This window comes from Stenotrophomonas sp. Iso1, assembly GCF_027497995.1.
Classification (GTDB): domain Bacteria; phylum Pseudomonadota; class Gammaproteobacteria; order Xanthomonadales; family Xanthomonadaceae; genus Stenotrophomonas.
Genome location: NZ_JAODBT010000002.1, coordinates 637,153 through 658,020 on the forward strand (window position 1 = coordinate 637,153; position 20,868 = coordinate 658,020).

Annotated in this window: 15 protein-coding genes; 6 read left to right on the forward strand and 9 right to left on the reverse strand. The window is 62.9% G+C overall.

Annotated elements, in window-relative coordinates:
- The first annotated feature begins 109 nt into the window (after positions 1-109).
- From grpE to PAN08_RS11850, 5 genes are all read left to right on the forward strand, one after another.
- Positions 110-625, forward strand: coding sequence for a nucleotide exchange factor GrpE (gene grpE, locus PAN08_RS11830; protein WP_269791685.1), 516 nt, complete (start codon positions 110-112; stop codon positions 623-625).
- Positions 626-766: 141 nt separating this feature from the next.
- Positions 767-2,689, forward strand: coding sequence for a molecular chaperone DnaK (dnaK, locus tag PAN08_RS11835; protein ID WP_269791686.1), 1,923 nt, complete (start codon positions 767-769; stop codon positions 2,687-2,689).
- 167 nt (positions 2,690-2,856) lie between these two features.
- Positions 2,857-3,987 (forward strand): molecular chaperone DnaJ, encoded by a 1,131-nt coding sequence (gene dnaJ, locus PAN08_RS11840; protein WP_269791687.1) that lies wholly within the window; start codon positions 2,857-2,859, stop codon positions 3,985-3,987.
- Positions 3,988-4,173: 186 nt separating this feature from the next.
- Positions 4,174-5,082 (forward strand): pyridoxal kinase, encoded by a 909-nt coding sequence (pdxY, locus tag PAN08_RS11845; RefSeq protein WP_269791688.1) that lies wholly within the window; start codon positions 4,174-4,176, stop codon positions 5,080-5,082.
- A complete protein-coding gene (locus PAN08_RS11850) occupies positions 5,079-6,206 on the forward strand; it encodes a prephenate dehydrogenase (protein ID WP_269791689.1) in 1,128 nt (375 codons plus the stop codon). The genes pdxY and PAN08_RS11850 overlap by 4 nt, the downstream gene beginning before the upstream one ends.
- Before the next feature lie 440 nt (positions 6,207-6,646).
- Here the strand turns inward: PAN08_RS11850 and PAN08_RS11855 are convergent, their stop codons facing one another.
- The 5 genes from PAN08_RS11855 to PAN08_RS11875 form a co-directional block, all read right to left on the reverse strand.
- Positions 6,647-6,847, reverse strand: coding sequence for a hypothetical protein (locus PAN08_RS11855; RefSeq protein ID WP_269791690.1), 201 nt, complete (start codon positions 6,845-6,847; stop codon positions 6,647-6,649).
- Positions 6,848-6,941: 94 nt separating this feature from the next.
- The gene (locus PAN08_RS11860; protein ID WP_269791691.1) at positions 6,942-8,717 is read right to left on the reverse strand and encodes an ABC transporter transmembrane domain-containing protein; all 1,776 of its coding nucleotides are present in this window, start codon (positions 8,715-8,717) and stop codon (positions 6,942-6,944) included.
- The gene (locus PAN08_RS11865; RefSeq protein ID WP_269791692.1) at positions 8,710-9,306 is read right to left on the reverse strand and encodes a YigZ family protein; all 597 of its coding nucleotides are present in this window, start codon (positions 9,304-9,306) and stop codon (positions 8,710-8,712) included. The genes PAN08_RS11860 and PAN08_RS11865 overlap by 8 nt, the downstream gene beginning before the upstream one ends.
- 247 nt (positions 9,307-9,553) lie before the next feature.
- The gene (locus PAN08_RS11870; protein WP_269791693.1) at positions 9,554-10,516 is read right to left on the reverse strand and encodes a hypothetical protein; all 963 of its coding nucleotides are present in this window, start codon (positions 10,514-10,516) and stop codon (positions 9,554-9,556) included.
- Complete coding sequence (locus PAN08_RS11875; protein ID WP_269791694.1) at positions 10,513-11,070, reverse strand: RNA polymerase sigma factor; 558 nt, start codon at positions 11,068-11,070, stop codon at positions 10,513-10,515. Before PAN08_RS11875 ends, PAN08_RS11870 begins: the two co-directional genes overlap by 4 nt.
- Before the next feature lie 288 nt (positions 11,071-11,358).
- Between PAN08_RS11875 and PAN08_RS11880 the strand changes: the two genes are divergently transcribed.
- Positions 11,359-14,151, forward strand: a complete 2,793-nt coding sequence (locus PAN08_RS11880; RefSeq protein WP_269791695.1) for an EAL domain-containing protein — start codon at positions 11,359-11,361, stop codon at positions 14,149-14,151.
- A gap of 190 nt (positions 14,152-14,341) precedes the next feature.
- Here the strand turns inward: PAN08_RS11880 and PAN08_RS11885 are convergent, their stop codons facing one another.
- The 4 genes from PAN08_RS11885 to PAN08_RS11900 all read right to left on the reverse strand — a co-directional run bounded on the left by PAN08_RS11885 (position 14,342) and on the right by PAN08_RS11900 (position 20,697).
- Positions 14,342-14,935, reverse strand: coding sequence for a TIGR00730 family Rossman fold protein (locus PAN08_RS11885; RefSeq protein ID WP_269791696.1), 594 nt, complete (start codon positions 14,933-14,935; stop codon positions 14,342-14,344).
- A gap of 123 nt (positions 14,936-15,058) precedes the next feature.
- On the reverse strand, positions 15,059-16,492 hold the full coding sequence (lpdA, locus tag PAN08_RS11890) for a dihydrolipoyl dehydrogenase (RefSeq protein WP_269791697.1): 1,434 nt from the start codon (positions 16,490-16,492) through the stop codon (positions 15,059-15,061).
- Positions 16,493-16,620: 128 nt separating this feature from the next.
- Positions 16,621-17,823 (reverse strand): dihydrolipoyllysine-residue succinyltransferase, encoded by a 1,203-nt coding sequence (gene sucB, locus PAN08_RS11895; RefSeq protein ID WP_269791698.1) that lies wholly within the window; start codon positions 17,821-17,823, stop codon positions 16,621-16,623.
- 42 nt (positions 17,824-17,865) lie between these two features.
- The gene (locus tag PAN08_RS11900; protein WP_269791699.1) at positions 17,866-20,697 is read right to left on the reverse strand and encodes a 2-oxoglutarate dehydrogenase E1 component; all 2,832 of its coding nucleotides are present in this window, start codon (positions 20,695-20,697) and stop codon (positions 17,866-17,868) included.
- Positions 20,698-20,868: the final 171 nt, after the last annotated feature.

Consider the following 20,868-nt stretch of genomic DNA (forward strand, 5'->3'; position numbering starts at 1 on the left):
CAGGATAGCGACGCACTGTCTCAAAGGATGAGCCAAAACCTTGAAACCGGCGGCAACGCCCACATACGGGGCGGGGTAGGCGGGCAGAACCTCCGCCAGGGAACCGGAAATGAACCAAGATCACCTCGAAACCAATCTTGAAACCGGTGCTGATGGCGCGTTGCCCGATCAGCACGAAGCGCAGATCCAAGCCCTGCGCGCCGAGCTGGAGCAGGTCAAGGCGGACGCACTGCGCGAGCGCGCCGACCTGGAAAACCAGCGCCGTCGTGTGGCCCGTGATGTCGACCAGGCCCGCAAGTTCGCCAACGAGAAGCTGCTGGGCGAGCTGCTGCCGGTGTTCGACAGCCTGGATGCTGGCCTCGCTGCCGCTGGCACGGAGCCTAATCCGCTACGCGAAGGCATGGAGTTGACCTACAAACAGCTGCTGAAAGTGGCCGCCGACAACGGTTTGGTCCTGCTGAACCCGGTGGGCGAGGCCTTCAACCCGGAACACCACCAGGCCATCAGCCAGGTTGACGCCAATGGCGCGGCCCCCGGCAGCGTGGTCCAGGTGTTCCAGAAGGGCTACCTGCTCAACGAGCGCCTGCTACGGCCGGCGCTGGTAGTGGTGGCCCGGGTCGACTGACCCATCTGGCTGGCCGCTGGTTAAACGGCGCCGGCCAACAGCAATCAGTGTTCCGGGGATGGCTTGAATGTCACCGCGCCGCCCCCCACATCCCATTCATCCCCGGCAACTGCCGGCACCAAAATTCTTAGGAGTCCTCCCATGGGCAAGATCATTGGTATCGACCTCGGCACCACCAACTCGTGCGTGGCGATCATGGACGGCGGCAAAGCCCGCGTCATCGAAAACTCGGAGGGCGACCGCACCACGCCTTCCATCGTCGCCTACACCAAGGACGGCGAAGTGTTGGTGGGTGCCTCGGCCAAGCGCCAGGCAGTCACCAACCCGAAGAACACCTTCTACGCAGTGAAGCGCCTGATCGGCCGCAAGTTCACTGACGCCGAAGTGCAGAAAGACATCGCGCACGTGCCGTACGGCATCCTGGCCCATGACAACGGCGACGCCTGGGTACAGACCAGCGACGACAAGAAGATGGCGCCGCAGGAAATTTCCGCGCGCGTGCTGGAAAAGATGAAGAAGACCGCCGAAGATTTCCTCGGTGAGAAGGTCACCGAAGCGGTCATCACCGTGCCGGCCTACTTCAACGACAGTCAGCGCCAGGCGACCAAGGACGCTGGCCGCATTGCGGGCCTGGACGTCAAGCGCATCATCAACGAGCCGACCGCGGCTGCGCTGGCTTATGGCCTGGATAAGGGTGACAACAAGGATCGCAAGATCGTTGTGTACGACCTGGGCGGCGGTACCTTCGACGTGTCGATCATCGAGATCGCCAACGTTGACGGTGAGAAGCAGTTTGAAGTGCTGGCCACCAACGGCGACACCTTCCTGGGCGGCGAAGATTTCGACAACCGCGTCATCGAATACCTGGTTGATGAGTTCAACAAGGACCAGGGCATCGACCTGCGCAAGGATCCGTTGGCGCTGCAGCGCCTGAAGGATGCTGCTGAGCGCGCCAAGATCGAGTTGTCGACCGCACAGCAGACCGAAGTGAATCTGCCGTACGTCACCGCTGATGCGTCGGGCCCGAAGCACCTGAACATCAAGCTGACCCGCGCCAAGCTGGAAGCACTGGTGGAAGAGCTGATCAAGCGCTCGATCGAGCCGTGCCGCATTGCGTTGAACGACGCCGGTCTGCGCACCAGCGACATCAGCGAAGTGATCCTGGTCGGTGGCCAGACCCGCATGCCGAAGGTTCAGCAGGCCGTGACCGAGTTCTTCGGCAAGGAACCGCGCAAGGACGTCAACCCGGACGAAGCTGTGGCACTGGGTGCTGCGATCCAGGGCGGCGTGCTGGGCGGTGACGTCAAGGATGTGCTGCTGCTGGACGTGACCCCGCTGTCGCTGGGTATCGAAACCATGGGCGGTGTGTTCACCAAGATCATCGAGAAGAACACCACCATCCCGACCAAGGCGTCGCAGACGTTCTCGACCGCTGAAGACAACCAGTCGGCGGTGACCGTGCACGTGCTCCAGGGTGAGCGCGAGCAGGCCCGTTACAACAAGTCGCTGGCCAAGTTCGACCTGTCCGGCATCGAGCCGGCACCGCGCGGCATGCCGCAGGTTGAGGTGTCCTTCGACATCGACGCCAACGGCATCCTGCACGTGTCGGCCAAGGACAAGAAGACCAACAAGGAACAGAAGGTCGAGATCAAGGCCGGTTCGGGTCTGTCCGAGGAGGAGATCGCACGCATGGTCGCCGACGCGGAAGCCAACCGCGAAGAAGATAAGAAGTTCCAGGAGCTGGTGCAGACCCGCAACCAGGCCGATGGCTTGATCCACGCCACCCGCAGTGCCATCACTGAGCACGGCAGCAAGGTCGGTGGCGATGTGATCGGCAAGGTTGAAGCCGCGTTGGCAGACCTGGAAACGGCGATGAAGGGCGACGACAAGGCTCAGATCGAAGCCCGCGCCAAGGCGTTGGAAGAAGCCGGTCAGGCACTGTACGCCGCTGCTTCGGCAGGCGAGCAGGGCGGCGCGGCACCAGATGCCGCTGCTGCAAGCCAGGCAGCCGATGACGTGGTGGATGCCGAGTTCACCGAGGTCAAGGACGACAAGAAGTCCTGATCAAACAGGAAAACGGGGTGATGGTTTCGGCCATCGCCCCTTTCCTGTCCTGTAACACCTGGTCCTGACAAACGGGCAAGCCGACGTCGGGGCGCCCAGCAGAGGGGCGGAAGCGGTTCCGCTCCTTTGTTTTGACGAATCCCGAGCCACGGAACCCGATTCCCGAAATGAGCAAGCGCGACTATTACGAAGTACTGGGCGTAGCCCGCACCGCCACCGACGAGGAGCTGAAGAAGTCCTACCGTCGCTGCGCGATGAAGTTCCACCCGGATCGCAACCCGGGTGATGCTGGCGCCGAAGCCTCCTTCAAGGAGTGCAAGGAAGCCTACGAAACGCTGTCTGACGGCAACAAGCGGCGCATGTACGACGCCCACGGCCACGCTGCGTTCGAGCACGGCATGGGCGGCGGCGGTGGCGGCCCGGGCGGCCCGGACATGAACGATATCTTTGGCGATATCTTCGGCAACATTTTTGGCGGTGGTGGCGGCGGTCCGCGCCAGCCGCGTCGCGGTGCCGACATCGGCTACGTGATGGAGCTGGATCTGGAAGAAGCGGTGGCCGGCGTCGAGCGTCGCATCGAAATCCCGACCTTGGCCGAGTGTGGCGACTGCGATGGCAGTGGCTCGGAAGACGGCAAGGTGGACACCTGCAACGTCTGCGGTGGTCGCGGCCAGGTGCGTGTGCAGCGCGGCATCTTCGCCATGCAGCAGGCTTGCCACAACTGTGACGGTCGCGGCCAGATTATCGCCAAGCCCTGTCATACCTGCCACGGCAATGGCCGTGTCGAGGAAGACAAGGTGCTGTCGGTAAAAGTGCCGGCAGGCGTGGATACCGGTGATCGCATCCGTCTGCAGGGCGAGGGCGAAGCAGGCCCAGCGGGTACGCCCGCAGGTGATCTGTATGTGGAAGTGCGCGTGCGCGACCATCCCATCTTCACCCGTGATGGCGACGACCTGCACTGCGAAGTGCCGATCCGCATTTCACAGGCGGCATTGGGCGATGCGATACGCGTGGGCACACTGGGCGGCGAGGCGGAAATCCGTATCCCGGCCGAAACCCAGACAGGCAAGCTGTTCCGTCTGCGAGGCAAGGGCGTCAAGTCGGTGCGCAGCCGTACCGAGGGTGATCTGTATTGCCGCATCGTGGTGGAAACGCCGGTTAACCTCACTGCCGACCAGCGCAAGTTGCTGGAGCAGTTCGAGGCAAGCTTCAGTGGTGACGATGCGCGCAAGCACTCGCCGAAATCAGCGACCTTCCTTGACGGCGTGAAGGGCTTCTGGGAACGCATGAAGTCCTGAGTGAAACCGTAAGCGGAGCCGCGCTCCGTTGAGGCGTTATCGGCAGTGTTCCTGCCGCGCATGGCTCGGCATTGCACCGTCGTAAAAACCGCAGCTCGCTGCGGTTTTTGCGTTGTGGCGTTCGGCATTGGTTGCGCGCGCAATCGACTACAGCCGCAGGCCAGTACGCGGACGTAGAATGCAGCCATGAATGAAGTCGACCATAGCCATCTAGTGCACGGTCGCCGGCAACGCCCTGATGGGCCGCTGCCGGTAGACGTGATTTCCGTCCAATCGCAATTGGTTTACGGTCACGCCGGCAACAGTGCAGCGGTGCCTCCATTGCGCGCGCTGGGCCTACGCGTGGCGGAAATTCCCACCACCTTGTTGAGCAATGCGCCTTTCTACGCGACGTTGCGCGGGCGCGTGCTACCGGCAGATTGGTTTGCCGATCTGCTGTTAGGCACCCAAGAGCGCGGTCTACCGCAGCGCGCCAAAATGCTGGTGTCCGGCTACTTCGGTAGCGTTGAAAACGGCACCGCGTTCGCCGATTGGCTGGACGAGGTACTGCCGCAATCGCCGGGCCTGCGTTACTGCCTGGATCCGGTAATCGGTGACACGCACACCGGTCCCTATGTCGAGCCGGGTCTGGAGCGCGTGTTCGCCGAGCGTCTGCTGCCGCATGCGTGGTTGGTGACGCCCAATGCATTCGAGCTGGGCCGCCTCACCGGCATGCCGGCGCTGGAGCAGGAGGATGCCATCGCCGCTTCACGCAAGCTGCTTGAGCGCGGCCCGGAATGGGTGATTGCGCATTCGGTGTCCGGTGATCCGGGCGAGTTGGTGACGTTGGCGATTGGCCGTGAAGAAATCTGGCGCTGGACCTCGCCGCATCTGCCGGTGGATGTCGCCGGTACCGGTGATGTGCTGATGTCGCTGTTGGTGGCCTTCCTGATCAAAGGCCATACGTTCGAGGATTCAGTGGGGCGTGCCATTGCCGGTGTACACGCGGCGCTGGAGGTCACGCTCAGCGACGGCGTTGAAGAGTTCGATGTGCTGGCCGCAGTGCCGGCGGCGTTGGCGACGCCGCATCGCTTCCGCGCTGAGCGGTTGGCGTGAGCCCGCATCCTGCAACGCGCCCGCTGATCGGCATCGTGGGCAGTGGTGGTGCTTATGGGCGCTGGCTGCGTGCTTTTTTTGAGACACGCATGGGGTGGGAGGTCATCGGCCACGATCCGGTCGACCCTGAATCACAGACGCCGGAACAACTGCTTGAGCAGGCCGATGTACTGCTGTTCTCGGCCCCCATCCGCTGCACGCCGGCACTGATACGTGACTACGTGCGGCAGTCGGCAGGGCGCGAGCGTGGGCGGCTATGGCTGGATGTCACTTCAGTGAAGGCTGAGCCGGTGGCCGCGATGCTGGAATCGCAGGCATCGGTAGCGGGGCTGCACCCGATGACTGCGCCACCCAAGGCGCCAACGCTCAAGGGCCGGGTAATGGTGGTCTGCGAGGCGCGACTGGATGCGCATTGGCAGGTGTGGCTGGACGAACTGTGCATTGCCCTGCAGGCCGAGTGCGTGCGCGGCACTGCCGAGCACCACGACCGGGTAATGGCTTTGGTGCAGGCGATGGTGCACGCCACGCATCTGGCGCAGGCCGGCGTACTGCGTGAGTACGCGCCGTTGCTGGGCCAGTTGCAGGAGTTGATGCCGTACCGCTCGGCGGCGTTCGAACTGGATGCGGCCATCATCTCGCGCATCCTGACTTTGAACCCGGCCATCTACGAAGACATCCAGTTCGGTAACCCGCATGCGGGCGAGGTGCTGGATCACCTGTTGGATCAGTTGGGCCGGCTGCGTGCCTTGCTGGCCGAAGGTGATGACACCGCACGTGCAGCGTTCCGCCAGCAGTTCCTCAGTGACAACCGTGAGGCGCTGGGCGAACAGACATTGCGTGATGGCAACTACAGCTTTGAACGTGTGGGTTATCTGCTGGCCGATTTGACTGACCAACGCGCGATGAGCGTGCATCTGCCGGAAGATCGCCCGGGTTCATTGCGCGAGTTGCTGCACGTGTTCGAGCGCCACGGCATCAGCCTGGCTTCGATTCATTCCTCGCGCACGCCGACGGGTGAAGTGCATTTTCGCATGGGTTTCGTGCAGGCCTATGCGGCGGATGTGCTGGCGGCGGCTGCCGAAGAGATTGACCGCAGCGGTATTGGCCGCGTGCTGGGCCGCTGAAATTCCACGGCAGGGGTCACGCAAATGCGTGATCCTTGCGTCGTCTCGCAGAAGTAAAAACGCGTTCCAGCGTTTGTCGCACAGGAAGGCGAAGCGTATTCGGGAGGTGCAGGGTGTTGCGAACTTCATGCGCGTCCGGAATGCCGCAGTGAACCAGTGCGACGAGTGCTGAGCACATCTCCCACTTCCCGCTCCCGGGTGCGCTGTTGCTTGCCAGCGTGCGGGAATGGGCGCGGCGAGTTTCGATGTGAGCGCGGCCCGACCACATCTCTCAACCGTCTCAATCCGTGAGATGTCGGTGTGTACTAATCCACAGGGGGTGTGGATGAGATGTTCACAACTATGTGGATAATCGTCGGCAGGCCTTGGGGCACAAGGCTGTCAAGACAGTTGCCTAAATATTGACCAATACAGGGCCATATCGGCAAAGCCTATTCATCTCAGGCGCGATACGGCTGGCTCAGCGACAACGTCACTTCGCCGTCCGCCGTGGAAAGACGGCCGCCTTCGCGCACCAGTGCACGGCCATCGGCCAACTCATAGCGCGTTGAATGTGCGGCGCCGCCGTCTTCATCCTTGAACTCAATGACGATCCAGCTTTCGCCATCGTCGGTGGTTGCGGGGAACTGTCGAAACGCCATGGTTCTGCCTCCTGTACGGGAACGCGGTGCATGGCTGCGCACCGCTTGCCGAGCTTGCCGCCAGTGGCGTTATGCCGGTGTTACCAGCGCGTTCTCAATCAATGAATTGCAACCGCGCCAGTTCGGCATACAGGCCGTCCTGTGCCAGCAGTTCGGCGTGCGTGCCCTGGGCGACGATACGGCCGTGGTCCATCACCACGATGCGGTCGGCCTTGAGTACGGTGGCCAGGCGATGTGCGATGACCAATGTGGTGCGGCCGGTCATCAAGCGTTCCAGCGCCTGCTGCACTGCGCGCTCGCTCTGTGCATCCAATGCACTGGTGGCTTCGTCCAGCAGCAGCACCGGCGCGTCCTTGAGCAATGCACGGGCGATCGCGATGCGCTGCTGCTGGCCGCCAGACAAGCGCGCGCCGCGTTCACCCAGGTCGCTTGCGTAGCCTTCCGGCAGCTGGCTGAGGAATTCATCGGCCTCGGCCGAACGCGCGGCGGCGCGCACGTCTTCGTCGCTGGCCTCCAGCCGGCCATAGCGAATGTTGTCCATCGCACTGGCGCCGAACAATGCGGGCTGCTGCGGCACCAGCGCGATCTTTTGGCGGAGTTGTGACGGATCGAGCTGGCGCAGGTCCATGCCATCCAGGCGCACGCTGCCGGCATCCGGGTCATGGAAGCGCAGCAGCAAGGACAGCACCGTGCTCTTGCCCGCGCCGGAAGGGCCTACCAGTGCCACCGTTTCACCCGGCGCCACGACCAGATCAAAACTTTCCAGTGCCGGCCGGTCCGGCCGCTGCGGGTAGTGGAAAGACACCTGCTCGAAACGGATCTCGCCACGCAGCGGGCTAGGCAATGGCGCGGGATTGGCCGGCGTTGTGATGCCAGAGCTTTCTTCCAGCAATTCAGCGATACGGCCCATGCCGCCAGCGGCACGTTGCAGTTCGTTCCACACTTCGGCCAAGGCGCCGACCGAGCCGCCACCGATCAGGGCGTACAGCACGAACTGGCCGAGCGTGCCGGCACTCATGTTGCCGTCGACCACATCGTGCGCGCCGGACCACAGCACTGCGACGATGGCGCCAAACACCAATACGATGGCAATGGCGGTAACGAAGGCCTGAGTGCCGATGCGACGTCGTGCAGTGGCCACGGAGGTTTTCAGCGCGTCCTCGAAGCGGCCGCGTTCGTAAGGTTCACGGGCATGCGCCTGCACGGTGCGTACGGCGCCCAGGGTTTCGGCGGCCAAGGCATTGGCGTCGGCAACGCGATCCTGGCTGGCGCGGGATATCTTCTGCAGACGGCGCGAACCCAACACGATGGGCAGCACGGCCAGCGGGATGCCGATCAGCGAATACAACGCCAGCTGCGGGCTGGTGACGAACAACATCACCATGCTGCCGATGACGGTGACCATGCTGCGCAATGCAACCGACATGGTGGAGCCAATCACGCTGCGCAGTAGTTCGCTGTCGGCGGATAGGCGCGAGACCAACTCGCCGCTGCGGTTGCGGTCGTGGAAGCCTGCGTCCAGACCAATCAGGTGCGCGTACAACTGGCCGCGCAGGTCGGCGACGACTTTCTCGCCCAACAGCGAAACGAAGAAAAAGCGCGCTGCGGTGGCCAGCGCCAGCACCACGGCAACGATGAAGAGCAGGCTGAAGGCGCGATTGATTTCGCCACCGCCAGAGAATCCGTGGTCAATCATCTGCTTGACTGCCATCGGCAGACTCAACGTAGCGGTCGAGGACACCGCCAACGCGATCAACCAGGCGCTGAACAAACCGCCATGGCGGCGGACGAAGGGCCACAGGGTGCGCAGGCTGCCCAGCCTCTTCAGGCGTGGCGGCGAGGGAGTTTCAGCGTGCGGTGTGTCAGTCATTGCAGTCAGGCTCGCTCAGGCGCAGGCGGTCACGGGTGGCATCACGCAGGCGGATCGCCAGCGCGTCGAGGCGGTCAGTAGGAAGGCGTACATGCAGACGCAGACCTTCGGGCAGAAATTGTTCGTCCAGTTTTTCGGCACCAGCACTGTCCAGCAGGGTATGGGCAATGCCCATGTCCTCAAAGCCGCAATGCAGAATGCGTTCGACCATTGGTATCAAGGGGCTGCGCTGAGCTAGCCGCAGACATTCGGCAGCGGTGCCGCCATAGGCGCGGACCAAGCCACCGGCGCCGAGTTTGATGCCCCCGTACCAACGTGTCACCACCACCACGACGCGGTCGTATCCCTGGCCATCGATGGCGGCCAGGATCGGCCTGCCGGCAGTGCCCGAAGGTTCGCCGTCGTCGCTGGAACGGTACTCGTTGCCGTGTCGATACGCCCAGCAATTATGGGTGGCATCGGCCACGGATACCGCATCGACAAATGCCAGCGCGTCACCCGCATTGCTGATGGGAGCAGCGTGCGCGATGAAGCGGCTGTGTTTGATTTCCAACTCGTGGTTGGCGGGCGCGGCAAGGGTGTCGAGCATTGCCGCCATTCTAGTGGTTGGCGATGGGACTGTCCGGCGACTGGGCACGTGACGGGGTGGATCGTCGCCGTTCGAGCTCAGTCTCCGGCTTTTGTGACCAGGCAGGCACGAGCGAACGCTTGGCAGCTCAATCAGAGGCACGGACATGCACGACCCAATCGCTGGCTTCCCGAGTGAACCGGTGCTTATGTGGCGGTATCTCCGATCTTGCCGTGAAGGGGTGTGGCATCGGTCGCTGCGGCGGGCTTCAATCCTTGAGCAGGGGCCGAAGATCACGGGGAATGCGTGCTTCGGGATAGTCCTGCGTGAAACGACGCAGGCTGGCGCGCGCGCCCTCGATATCGCCGCTGTCGCGGCGTTCGCGGATCTTGCCCAGCCATTTGTGGCGCGGCAGCGAGGCGTCAGCGTCGATCGGGATCGTTGGTTGCAGCTGTGCGCGCTCGGTAACGATATTGCCGCTGGCCGCTGCCAGATCTGCCGGTGGCGCCGGCAACGCGCGGAACTGCATCGCGCGTTCGCGCGATTCAGCCGAAGACGTTGCTGCCTGCTTGGCTTGCTCGACGCTGATGGTCTTTGCCAGTGGCGCCGCAGCAACCGGCGCTGCGGGAGCCGGAGGAGCCGGTGCATAGACCGGAGCAGCTGCAGGCGGGTCTGCCGCGTAGGGTGCAACCGTTGCTTCTTGTCCGGCCGGGCTTGCGATGGAGTCTGCTGCCGCGGATGGGGGCGGCGTATCGCGCGCGATGGGCTGGGTTTCGGCCTTCGGCGCTGACTTGGCAGCAGGTATAGGTGCTGGCGGCACCATGGGCTGCATCGGGGCAGGCGCTACCGGATCGGGTTCGGCAACGACCTGCGCTTCATTTGAAGGTGCGGACACGGAATCGGCAGATGAGGCTTCATCGGCCGATTCCTGCTGCAGGGACGGCGGGGGAGGCGTCAAGGAGCGCAGCTGCCAGGCCAACCCGACCACCAGTACCAGCGAGGCGGCGGCCGCCAGCGATGAAAACACGCGGCGACGACGTCCCCAGCGCGTTGTCCGGAGGTGTTGTGGGGCTGCCGGCAATTGCGGGTCAGCCGCTGCCTGCGGCGCACGCGCCATCGCCAGGATGTCCGCATCGACACGGGCGCTCGGACCTGCAACAGGGTCTGGACGGCCGAGCAGGCGGGCCAGATCGCGTTCTTCCGGGGTCAGCATGTCGTCGGAGATGTTCATTCGCTTAACCTCGCGCGCAGCTTGTCCATCGCATAACGCAGCCTCGATTTGACAGTTTCCCGACCAACGCCGGTGATCTGCCCGATTTCTTCCAGGCTCAGTTCCTGCTCCAGCCGCAACAGAACCACTTCCTGCTGTTCGGGGGGCAGCTCGGCCAATGCCTGGCGGAGCTGTAAGCGCTGGGCTTGCTCGTCGGCCACTAATTCGGGGGTACAGGTATCGGCCAAGTGCGCCATGCGCTCATCCGCATCATCCGGTGCCGCCGGTCGATGACGCGACGCACGCCAATGGTCGTTGAGGCGATTGTGGGCAATGCGGAACAACCAGGTAGCGAATGCGGCGTCGGGTTTCCAGCCCGCGCGGGCATTGATCATCTTCTGCCAGATGTCCTGGAACAATTCCTCGGCCAGCGGCCGGTCGCGCAGTTGGCCCAAAAGGTAATGAAAAAGCCGTGCGCGATGGCGCGAATACAGCTGCGCAAACGCCTCGGTATCGCCGCCCGCGTAGGCCAGCATCAGCGTTTCGTCGGTTGGGGTGTGCACGGCGGTATCCACGGGGCGCAAGCCTAAGTGCTGTGGCGGTTTCTGCCTAGCGGTCAGTCAGGAGGGGGCCTTCACTCATTCATGTAGGTGAAGCGAAAATTCTAGGGCGGCAGGCCCTCCGTAAGGCAGCCGGGACGGTATGCTGCGTGGCAGGGGGAACTCCAAGTGATTGGGGTCCAGAGAGAGCGGATATAGATGTCGCATAGCGAGTTTGAGGCGCGTTCCGAAATACCGCGCGTAGATGCACGAACGCCCGTCACGGACGTGGTGGCGACATTGCAAGGGTTGCTTCCTGCAGGCATGTCAGTTGCACTGGCCTGGCAAGACATCACGCTGGGGCAGGGCAGTTGCTGCTTCCCGGTGGTTGCCGATGCGCTACGCGCGCAAGCCGACCAGGCGTTGCATGAAGGGCTGACTGATGCGGCGTTGGCAGCCGGTGCGTTTGAGTGGGAACACGAAAACGGCGCGCGCATGGTGCTGTTGTTGAAGGCCGAGAGCATGCAGGCTTCGGCTCCGTCAGCGGCGTGGCAAAGCGCCGCGCGGGTGCAGATTGGCTGCGCGCTGGAGTCGATGAGTCAGCGTCTGCAGATCGAGGAACTACAGCGTTCCAAGCAGTTGCAGAAGGCGCTGTTTGAGATCGCTGACCTGGCCGGTGCCGACCTGGCAATGCCGGAGATGCTGTCCTACTTCCACCGCATCCTGCGCTCGCTGATGTACGCGGAGAACTGCTACATCGTCATGTGCGACGAGCAGCAAAGCAGCTTGGAATTTCTCTACTTCGTCGATACGCAGGACAACTTCATCCCCGAACCCGACCGGAGTTATCGCTACGAGGAAATGCCCGGTAGCCTGACCTTCGCGGTACTGCGTCATGGGCGGGTGATCAGTGGGCCGTCACGCGATCTGGTGCAGTTTCTTGAGCACCCGGCCGAGCGGATGGAGGGCCTGGAAAGCGCGGATTGGCTGGGTGTCCCGATGTGGCGCGACAACCGGGTCTGCGGCGCCATTGTTGTGCAGAGCTATGTGGCAGAGGCCAGTTATGGCGCCGAGGAGCGCGCAGTGCTGAACTTCGTTGCCAAGCACATCCTGACTGCGATGGACCGCCTGCAAGCGCACCTGCAGCTGGAAGAGCGCGTATTGCAGCGCACGCGGGATCTGGAGCACATCAACGATCATCTGCAGGCCGAGATCATCGAACGCCGTCGCGCCGAACAGTTGCAGACGGCGTTGTTCAATATTTCCGAGCTGGCGATGTCCGGCCACGGCCTGGGCGAGTTCCACGCGCAGGTGCATGGGATCATCGGTGGCTTATTGGATGCCAGTAATTTTTACGTGGCGATGGTGACGCCGGACGCTGACGGTATTGAGTTTGTCTACTCGGTGGATCGCTTCAATCGTGAGCGTGCGCCGCGTCCCTTCAGTAATGGGCTTACCGAATACACGTTGCAGCGGCGAGAGCCGGTGCTTGCAACGCGTGCGGATATTGACGTGCTGATCGCTGCCGGCGAGCTGCATGAGTTCGGGGCGAAGTCGCAATGCTGGTTGGGTGTGCCGCTGTTCAATGATGACGAAGTGGCGGGTGTGATTGCAGTGCAGAGTTACAGCCCGAACGTGGTGTTCACCACGGACGATCAACGCTTGTTGGTGTTTGTGGCGCGCACCATCGGCAACGCGCTTGCGCGCCAGCGCGACCGGCAACGGTTGGTGCAGGCCCATGCCGACCTGGAGCAGCGGGTGAGCGAGCGCACCCAGGAGCTGGGTGAGTTGAATCGCAAATTGCGCGGTCAGATTGGCGAGCGCATGCGCGCCGAACAACGGTTGACCCATCTTGCGATGCATGACGTGTTGACCGGCTTGCCCAACCGTCTGCACCTGCAGGACCGGTTGGAGCGGGCCATTGCCAATGCGGAGCAGGGCATCGGCGCACATTTTGCGTTGATGTTCCTCGACCTGGATCGCTTCAAATGGGTCAACGACAGTATTGGCCATGCGGCGGGCGACCGGATGTTGGTGGAGGTTGCGCGTCGTCTGGTGAGCCTTGCTGCAACGGAAGACGTTGTTGCGCGCCTGGGCGGCGACGAATTCGCGCTGTTGGTCAATTGCGAGCGTGGCGGTGACACCGCGATGGAGCTGGGCCGTCTGCTGTTGAGGGCACTGGAAGCCCCGATGTGGGTGGATGGGCGCGAACTGTTTCCGTCCGGCAGCATCGGCATCGCGTTGTGGAACCCGCGCTATACCTCGGGTGCAGACCTGCTGCGCGATGCGGATGCAGCGATGTACCGCGCCAAGCTCAGGGGGCAGGACCGCTGCGTGATGTTCGACGGCGCGATGCACGAGGAGGCGATGCGTAGCCTGGAGCTGGAAGCGGACCTTCGGCGTGCGATCAAGAAGCAGGATTTCGTGCCGTTCTATCAGCCCATCGTTTCATTGGACGACAACCAGGTGGTCGGGCACGAAGCGCTGTTGCGCTGGAAACATGACCGGCGCGGCATGTTGTTGCCCGGTGATTTTCTTGAGCTGGGTGAAGAAAGCGGCCTGATTGAAGAAGTCGATTGGCTGATCTACGAGCAGGTGATGACGGACCTGGCGACATCCACGCACGGCTACATTTCCGTGAACGTATCGCCGCGACATTTCCGCTCGGCCGAGTTCTCTTCGCGTCTGCTCGGGTTGATGGATGCGGTGGGTGCTGAGCCCGACCGGCTGCGCGTGGAGATCACGGAGATGGCTCTGCTGGACGACGCGCCACGGACGTTGCGCACGCTGCACCAACTGCGCGAGCGCGGCATCGTCGTGCAGTTGGATGATTTCGGTACTGGCTACTCGGCGCTGTCGTATCTGCACCGTTTCCCGATCAGCGCATTGAAGGTAGACCGCAGCTTCGTCGCCGGTCTGCATGCCGAGGACGGGAAGAACACGCTGGCGCTGGTGGAAGGTGTGCTGTCGCTGGCACGCACGCTGGGCATCGAGACCATCGGCGAAGGCGTGGAAACCGAGCGCCAGTTGCGGACATTGCAGGGCCTGGGGTGCAGCTTCGGCCAGGGATACCTGCTGGGCTACCCGGCACCGCGCGAAGAAACCCTGCTGCGGTAGACGTGGCGCATAGGCAGAACGGAGTGGCGACGGATCCTCTGGATACGTCGCGTCCCGTGGTGCCACTGCATGGCATTCGCAACGCAGGAAAGCAGGTACATCCGGGAAGCGACCATTGCGATGTCTTCCCGGGCGCACTTCGCTTACTTGGGTTGTGCGAGTGGAAAGCATGTCGCTGTACATCAGTGCTTTAACGCAACGCGCTGCGCTTCTTTTCGTCGAACCACTTATCGGCCTGCGCTGGCGAATAACTCCGCATCCATTCCAGCATCTGCGTCGAATCCTCGCCGTACCACAGGTCATCGCGCTGTTCCGGGTGCAGAAAGCGCTCGCTGACCATGGTGTCGATCATGCCGATCAGCGGCTGATAGAAACCGTCGATATCGAGGAACGCGCACGGCTTCTTGCCGATGCCAAGCTGGCGCCAGGTCAGCATTTCGAAGATTTCTTCGGCGGTGCCGAAACCACCGGGCAGGGCGACGAAGGCATCTGACAGGTCGAACATGCGCGACTTGCGCTCGTGCATTGAGCCGACGATCTCCAGCGTGGTCACGCCTTTGTGGGCGACTTCCATATCGACGAGATGCTGCGGGATCACGCCGGTTACTTCGCCGCCGGCACTCAATACGCCGTCGGCAACCGCGCCCATCAGGCCGGTACGGCCGCCGCCATACACCAGACGCAGGCCTTCGTCGGCGATGCGCTTGCCCAGTTCGGTGGCGCGCTCGACATAGATGGGCTTGGCACCGGGGTTGGAGCCGCAATAGACGCAGATGGACTTCATTTGGATTTCCTGATGGATGGGAAAGGTGTACGGATCCCGCGCATGAACAGGCCCGGTTTCGGTGGAATACAAAAGCAAGAAGGCTCCGCCGGAGCGGAGCCTTCAGGTCACAGGCCGTGGTGCTTAGTTGGCCTTGTGGATGGCGCGCTTGCCAACCGCCATTGCCGCGTCGTGAATCACTTCCGACAGCGACGGGTGGGCGTGGCAGATACGGGCCAGGTCGTCAGCAGAACCGCTGAACTCCATGGTCAGTACGCCTTCGTGCACCAGCTCGGACACGTTCGCGCCTACCAGGTGCATGCCCAGCACGCGGTCGGTTTCGGCGTGAGCCAGCACCTTCACAAAGCCTGCCGGCTCGATCATGGCGACAGCACGACCGTTGGCGGCAAACGGGAAGCTGCCGGCTTTGTACGGAATGCCTTCGGCCTTGAGCTGAGCTTCGGTCTTGCCGACCCATGCCAGCTCCGGCTCGGTGTAGATGACCCACGGAATGGTGTCGAAGTTGACGTGGCCCGGCAGGCCGGCAATCAGCTCGGCCACGGCAACGCCTTCTTCGAAGCCCTTGTGCGCAAGCATCGGGCCACGCACGCAGTCACCGACTGCCCAGACACCATCGACGCCGGTGTGGCAGTGGTCGTCCACTTCGATCTGGCCACGCTCGTTGACCTTGACGCCGGTACCGTCGGCCAGCAGGCCCTTGGTTGCGGCGCGACGGCCCACGGCCACCAGCAGCTTGTCCACGGTCAGGGTCTTTTCGCCTTCACCGTCGGTGTAGGTGACAACCACTTCCTTGGTCTTCTTGCCGGTGATTTCGGTCTTGGAGACCTTGGCGCCGAGCTTGATTTCCAGGCCCTGCTTCTTGAACTCGCGGGCGGCGACCTTGGCCACTTCGGCGTCGGCGGCAGCGAGGAATTCCGGCAGTGCTTCCAGGATGGTGACTTCCGAACCCAGGCGCTTCCACACGCTGCCCAGTTCCAGGCCGATCACGCCGGCGCCGATCACGGCAAGGCGCTTCGGCACTTCGGTGAAGTCCAGGCCGCCGACGTTGTCGACGATGGCGTCGCCGTCGAACTTGGCGAACGGCAGCTCGATGGAATCCGAACCGGCCGCGATGATGACGTTGGTGCCCTTCAGCTCGACCTCGCTGCCGTCATGCTGCTTGACCGTGACGATGTTGCCAGCCTGCAACTGGCCGAAGCCGTAGTAAGCCGTGACCTTGTTGGCCTTGAACAACTGGGCGATGCCGCCCGTGAACTGCTTCACGATGGCGTCCTTGCGGCCGACCATCTTGCTCACATCCATCTTGGCGTCGTTGAAGCTGATGCCGTGCTGATCGAAGATGTGGCCCATGTTCCAGTACTGGCGCGAGGAGTCCAGCAGCGCCTTGGACGGGATGCAGCCCACACGCAGGCAGGTGCCGCCCAGAGCCGGCTTGCCGTCCTTGCCCAGCGCTGCGTCGATGCAGGCGGTCTTCAGGCCCAGCTGTGCGGCGCGGATGGCCGCGTGGTAGCCGGCCGGGCCAGCACCGATGACGACGACGTCGAATTGTTCAGCCATTAGAGATTCCTTGGTACCAATCCCTCCTCCCTGCGGGAGAAGGTGGCGCGAAGCGCCGGATGAGGGTGCGGGAGGGCCGTGGCCCTCACCCCAACCCCTCCCCCGGAGAGGGAGGGGCTACAGGCCTATTACAGACCGAACAGCATGCGGCCCGGGTTTTCCAACTGGTTCTTGATGTCCACCAGGAACTGCACCGAATCCTTGCCGTCGATGATGCGGTGGTCATAGGACATGGCCAGATACATCATCGGCGCGATTACGACCTGGCCGTTCTCGGCGATCGGACGATCCTTGATTGCATGCATGCCCAGGATGGCGCTCTGCGGCGGGTTGACAATCGGGGTCGACATCAGCGAGCCGAAGGTACCGCCGTTGGTCACGGTGAAGGTGCCGCCCTGCAGTTCTTCCAGCGACAGCTTGCCGTCACGGGCCTTCTTGGCGTAGTCGGCGATGGCCTTCTCGATCTCGTCGAAGGACATGCGCTCGACGTTGCGCAGCACCGGGGTCACCAGACCCTTTTCGGTGGACACGGCAATCGAGATGTCCGAGTAGCCGTGATAGATGATGTCGTCACCATCGATCGAGGCATTGACCAGCGGGAAGCGCTGCAGCGCATTGGCAGCGGCCTTCACGAAGAAGCTCATGAAGCCCAGCTTGATGCCGTGTGCCTTGACGAATTCTTCTTGCAGTTCCTTGCGCGCGGCCGACACCTTGGACAGGTTGACCTCGTTGAAGGTGGTCAGCATGGCGGTCGAGTTCTTCGACTGCATCAGGCGCTCGGCAATGCGCTTGCGCATGCGGGTCATCGGCACGCGTTCTTCCGGACGTGCGCCACCGGCCTTGCCGACGCCGCCGTTGCGGGCGAAGTTGACGATGTCTTCCTTTGTCACCGCGCCATGACGGCCGGTGCCAGCCACGTCTGCCGGATTCACGCCTTCGGTGATGGCCGAGAAGCGGGCGCCCGGGGGCAGGGTGTCGGCAGCAGCAGACTTGGCAGCCGGGGCCGGCGCAGCGGCAGCAGCCGGTGCGGCGGCGGCCGGGGCAGCAGCCTTCGGCGCCTCGGCAGCAGCAGCCGGAGCCGCAGCGGCGACAGCGCCTTCCTCGATGACAGCCAGAATCTGGTTGGAGGTGACGGTGTCGCCTTCCTGGAACTTGATTTCCTTCAGCACGCCATCAACGGGTGCCGGCACTTCCAACACGACCTTGTCGGTTTCCAGGTCGAGCAGGTTCTCGTCGCGCTTGACGGCCTCGCCCACCTTTTTATGCCAGGTGGCGATGGTGGCGTCGGAGACGGATTCGGGCAGTACCGGTACTTTGACTTCGGTGGCCATTTGGCTGATTTCCTGGTTTCGTTTTCTTGTGGAAAAGGGGGCTTATTCGGCGTAGTTGTCGTCGATCTTGTTGACCAGCGCGTCGGCGAGCAGCTGCGCCAGTTCGCGCAGGTGATCGGACATGTGGCCAACAGCAGGCGACGGGGAACGCGGACGACCGGCATAGTGCAGCGCCTGGCCATCGGCCACGCATGCCTGCAGGTGGTGCTTGATCTGGTACCACGCACCCTGGTTCATCGGCTCTTCCTGGCACCACACAACGTCGGTGGCCTTGCCGTACTTCTTCAGTTCGGCAGCCAACGCCGGGCGCGGGAACGGATACAGCTGTTCCACACGCACGATGGCGACGTCGTCCTGACCACGCTTGGTCTGGTCTTCCAGCAGGTCGTAGTAAACCTTGCCGGAGCACACCACCACGCGCTTGACCTTCTTCGCATCGGCCTTGGCATCGCCAATCAGATGCTGGAACTCGCCATTGGCCATTTCGTCCATGCTCGACACGGCCAGCTTGTGGCGCAGCAGCGACTTGGGCGACATCACCACCAGCGGCTTGCGGGTGTCCATGCGCATCTGGCGACGGAGCATGTGGAATGCCTGCGCCGGGGTCGACGGCACGCAGACCAGCATGTTCTCCAGCGCGCACAACTGCAGGAAGCGCTCAAGGCGCGCCGAGCTGTGTTCCGGGCCCTGGCCTTCATAGCCGTGCGGTAGCAGCAGGGTCAGGCCGGTAATGCGGCCCCACTTTGCTTCGCCGGAGGCGATGAACTGGTCGATCACCACCTGGGCGCCATTGGCGAAGTCGCCGAACTGGCCTTCCCAGATGCACAGGGTGTTGGGATCGGTGGTGGAGAAACCGTACTCGAAGGCCATGACCGCTTCTTCGCTGAGCAGCGAATCGATGATGGTGGCCTGTTCCGGCGACTCGACCAGCTGACGCAGCGGCAGGTAGTAGTTGTCGGTTTTCTGGTCGTGCAGGATCGCGTGGCGATGGGTGAAGGTGCCGCGGCCCACGTCCTGGCCCACCAGACGCAGCGCATTGCCTTCGTCCAGCAGTGTTGCGTAGGCCAGGTTTTCAGCAAAGCCCCAGTCGCCCAGGATTTCACCGGCGGCCATCTTGCGACGGTCGTCATATACCTTGGCAACGCGCGAGTGGACTTCCACGCCTTCCGGAATGGTGTTGATCATCGTGGCCAGCTGGGTCAGCTTGCCCATATCCACCTTGGTGCTGACCGGGTCGGACAACTTGCCGGACAGGTACTTGGACCAATCCACGTACATCTTGCTGGTGGCGGGGGTCTTTTCGACCTTGGCCAGCTCGGTGGTGACTTCACCGGAGTCCAGCTTGTTGCGGTAGCTGTCGACCATTTCCTTGCCGGCACCGGCGGCGATCACACCAGCGGCCTCCAGTTGCTCTGCGTAGAGCTCACGGGTGGTCTTGTGCTTGCGGATCACCTGGTACATCAGCGGCTGGGTGATGGCCGGCTCATCGGCCTCGTTGTGACCCCAGCGGCGGTAGCAGACCAGGTCGATCACGACGTCTTTGTGGAACTGCTGGCGGAAGTCATATGCCAGCTTCGCAGCGAACACCACGGCTTCGGGATCGTCGCCATTCACGTGCAGGACCGGGGCAGCGACCATCTTTGCGATGTCGGTGCAGTACAGGGTCGAACGCGAGTCGTCGCGATTGGAGGTGGTGAAACCCACCTGGTTGTTGATGACGATGTGCACGGTGCCGCCGACGGTGAAACCGCGGGCCTGCGACATCTGGAACAGCTCCATCACCACGCCCTGACCGGCAAATGCCGCGTCGCCGTGGATCAGGATCGGCATCACCTGCTTGCGCTCGGTGTCGTTGCGACGTTCCTGGCGCGAACGCACCGAACCGGCAACCACCGGATCAGCGATTTCCAGGTGCGACGGGTTGAACGCCAGTGCCAGATGCACCGGGCCGCCATCGCTGGCGACGTCGGCCGAGAAGCCCATGTGGTACTTCACGTCACCGGCAACGGCGCGATCGTCGTGCTCGAACTTGCCTTCGAACTCATCGAACAGCTTGCGCGGGTTCTTGCCCAGGGTGTTGACCAGTACGTTCAGGCGGCCACGGTGGGCCATGCCGACCACCACGTCCTTGACGCCTTCTTTGCCAGCGCCGCGGATGATGGTGTCCATCATCGGGATCAGCGAATCGCCGCCTTCCAGCGAGAAGCGCTTCTGGCCGACGTACTTGGTGTGCAGGTAACGCTCAAGGCCTTCAGCCGCGGTCAGGCGTTCCAGGGTGCGACGCTTGGTGTCGGCATCCAGGTTGTAGTTGCCACCGGCGGTTTCGAGGCGCTGGTACAGCCACTGGCGCTGCTCGACTTCGGCGATATACATGAATTCTGCGCCGATCGAGCCGGCATACGTCGCCTTCAGGTGCGCAAGCAGATCACGCAGCTTCATCCGCGGCTGGCCGCCAACACCGCCGGTGCTGAACTCGTCGTTGAGGTCGGCATCGCTGAGGTGATGGAAAGGCAGGCTCAAATCCGGCGGATTGACCGGCGGGGTCAGGCCCAACGGGTCGAGATTGGCACCGAGATGGCCGCGTGAACGGTAAGCGGTGATCAGGCGGCCGACATTGCGCTCGCGCTCATCGCCGGCACCGTTGCTGGCACCCACTTTTCCGGCATTTTTGGCGGCTTCGGTGATGTGGGCAATGGCGGCGGAGTGCGGCACATCGCCAGCTTCGCGGCCTTTGAAGCCGTCAAAGTAGGACTTCCACTTGGGGTCCACACTGTCCGGGGAGACGAGGTACTGTTCGTACAGATCCTCGACATAGGAGGCGTTGCCGCCGGCGAGCTGCGATGATTGCGCAAACTGCTTCAGTAGATTGTCCACGATGGAGAGTCGGATTCACTTGTGGGGTAGTTCTGGGAACCGGCGGACCTTGCTGCAGCGTCCTGCGCGGGCGTGTTCTAACCACTAAATTATACCCCTCACGGGACAGGAAGGGGCGTGGACTCTGTCCCCAGTATTAATACCTGTCCATACCGTGTCTTATACGGTCAA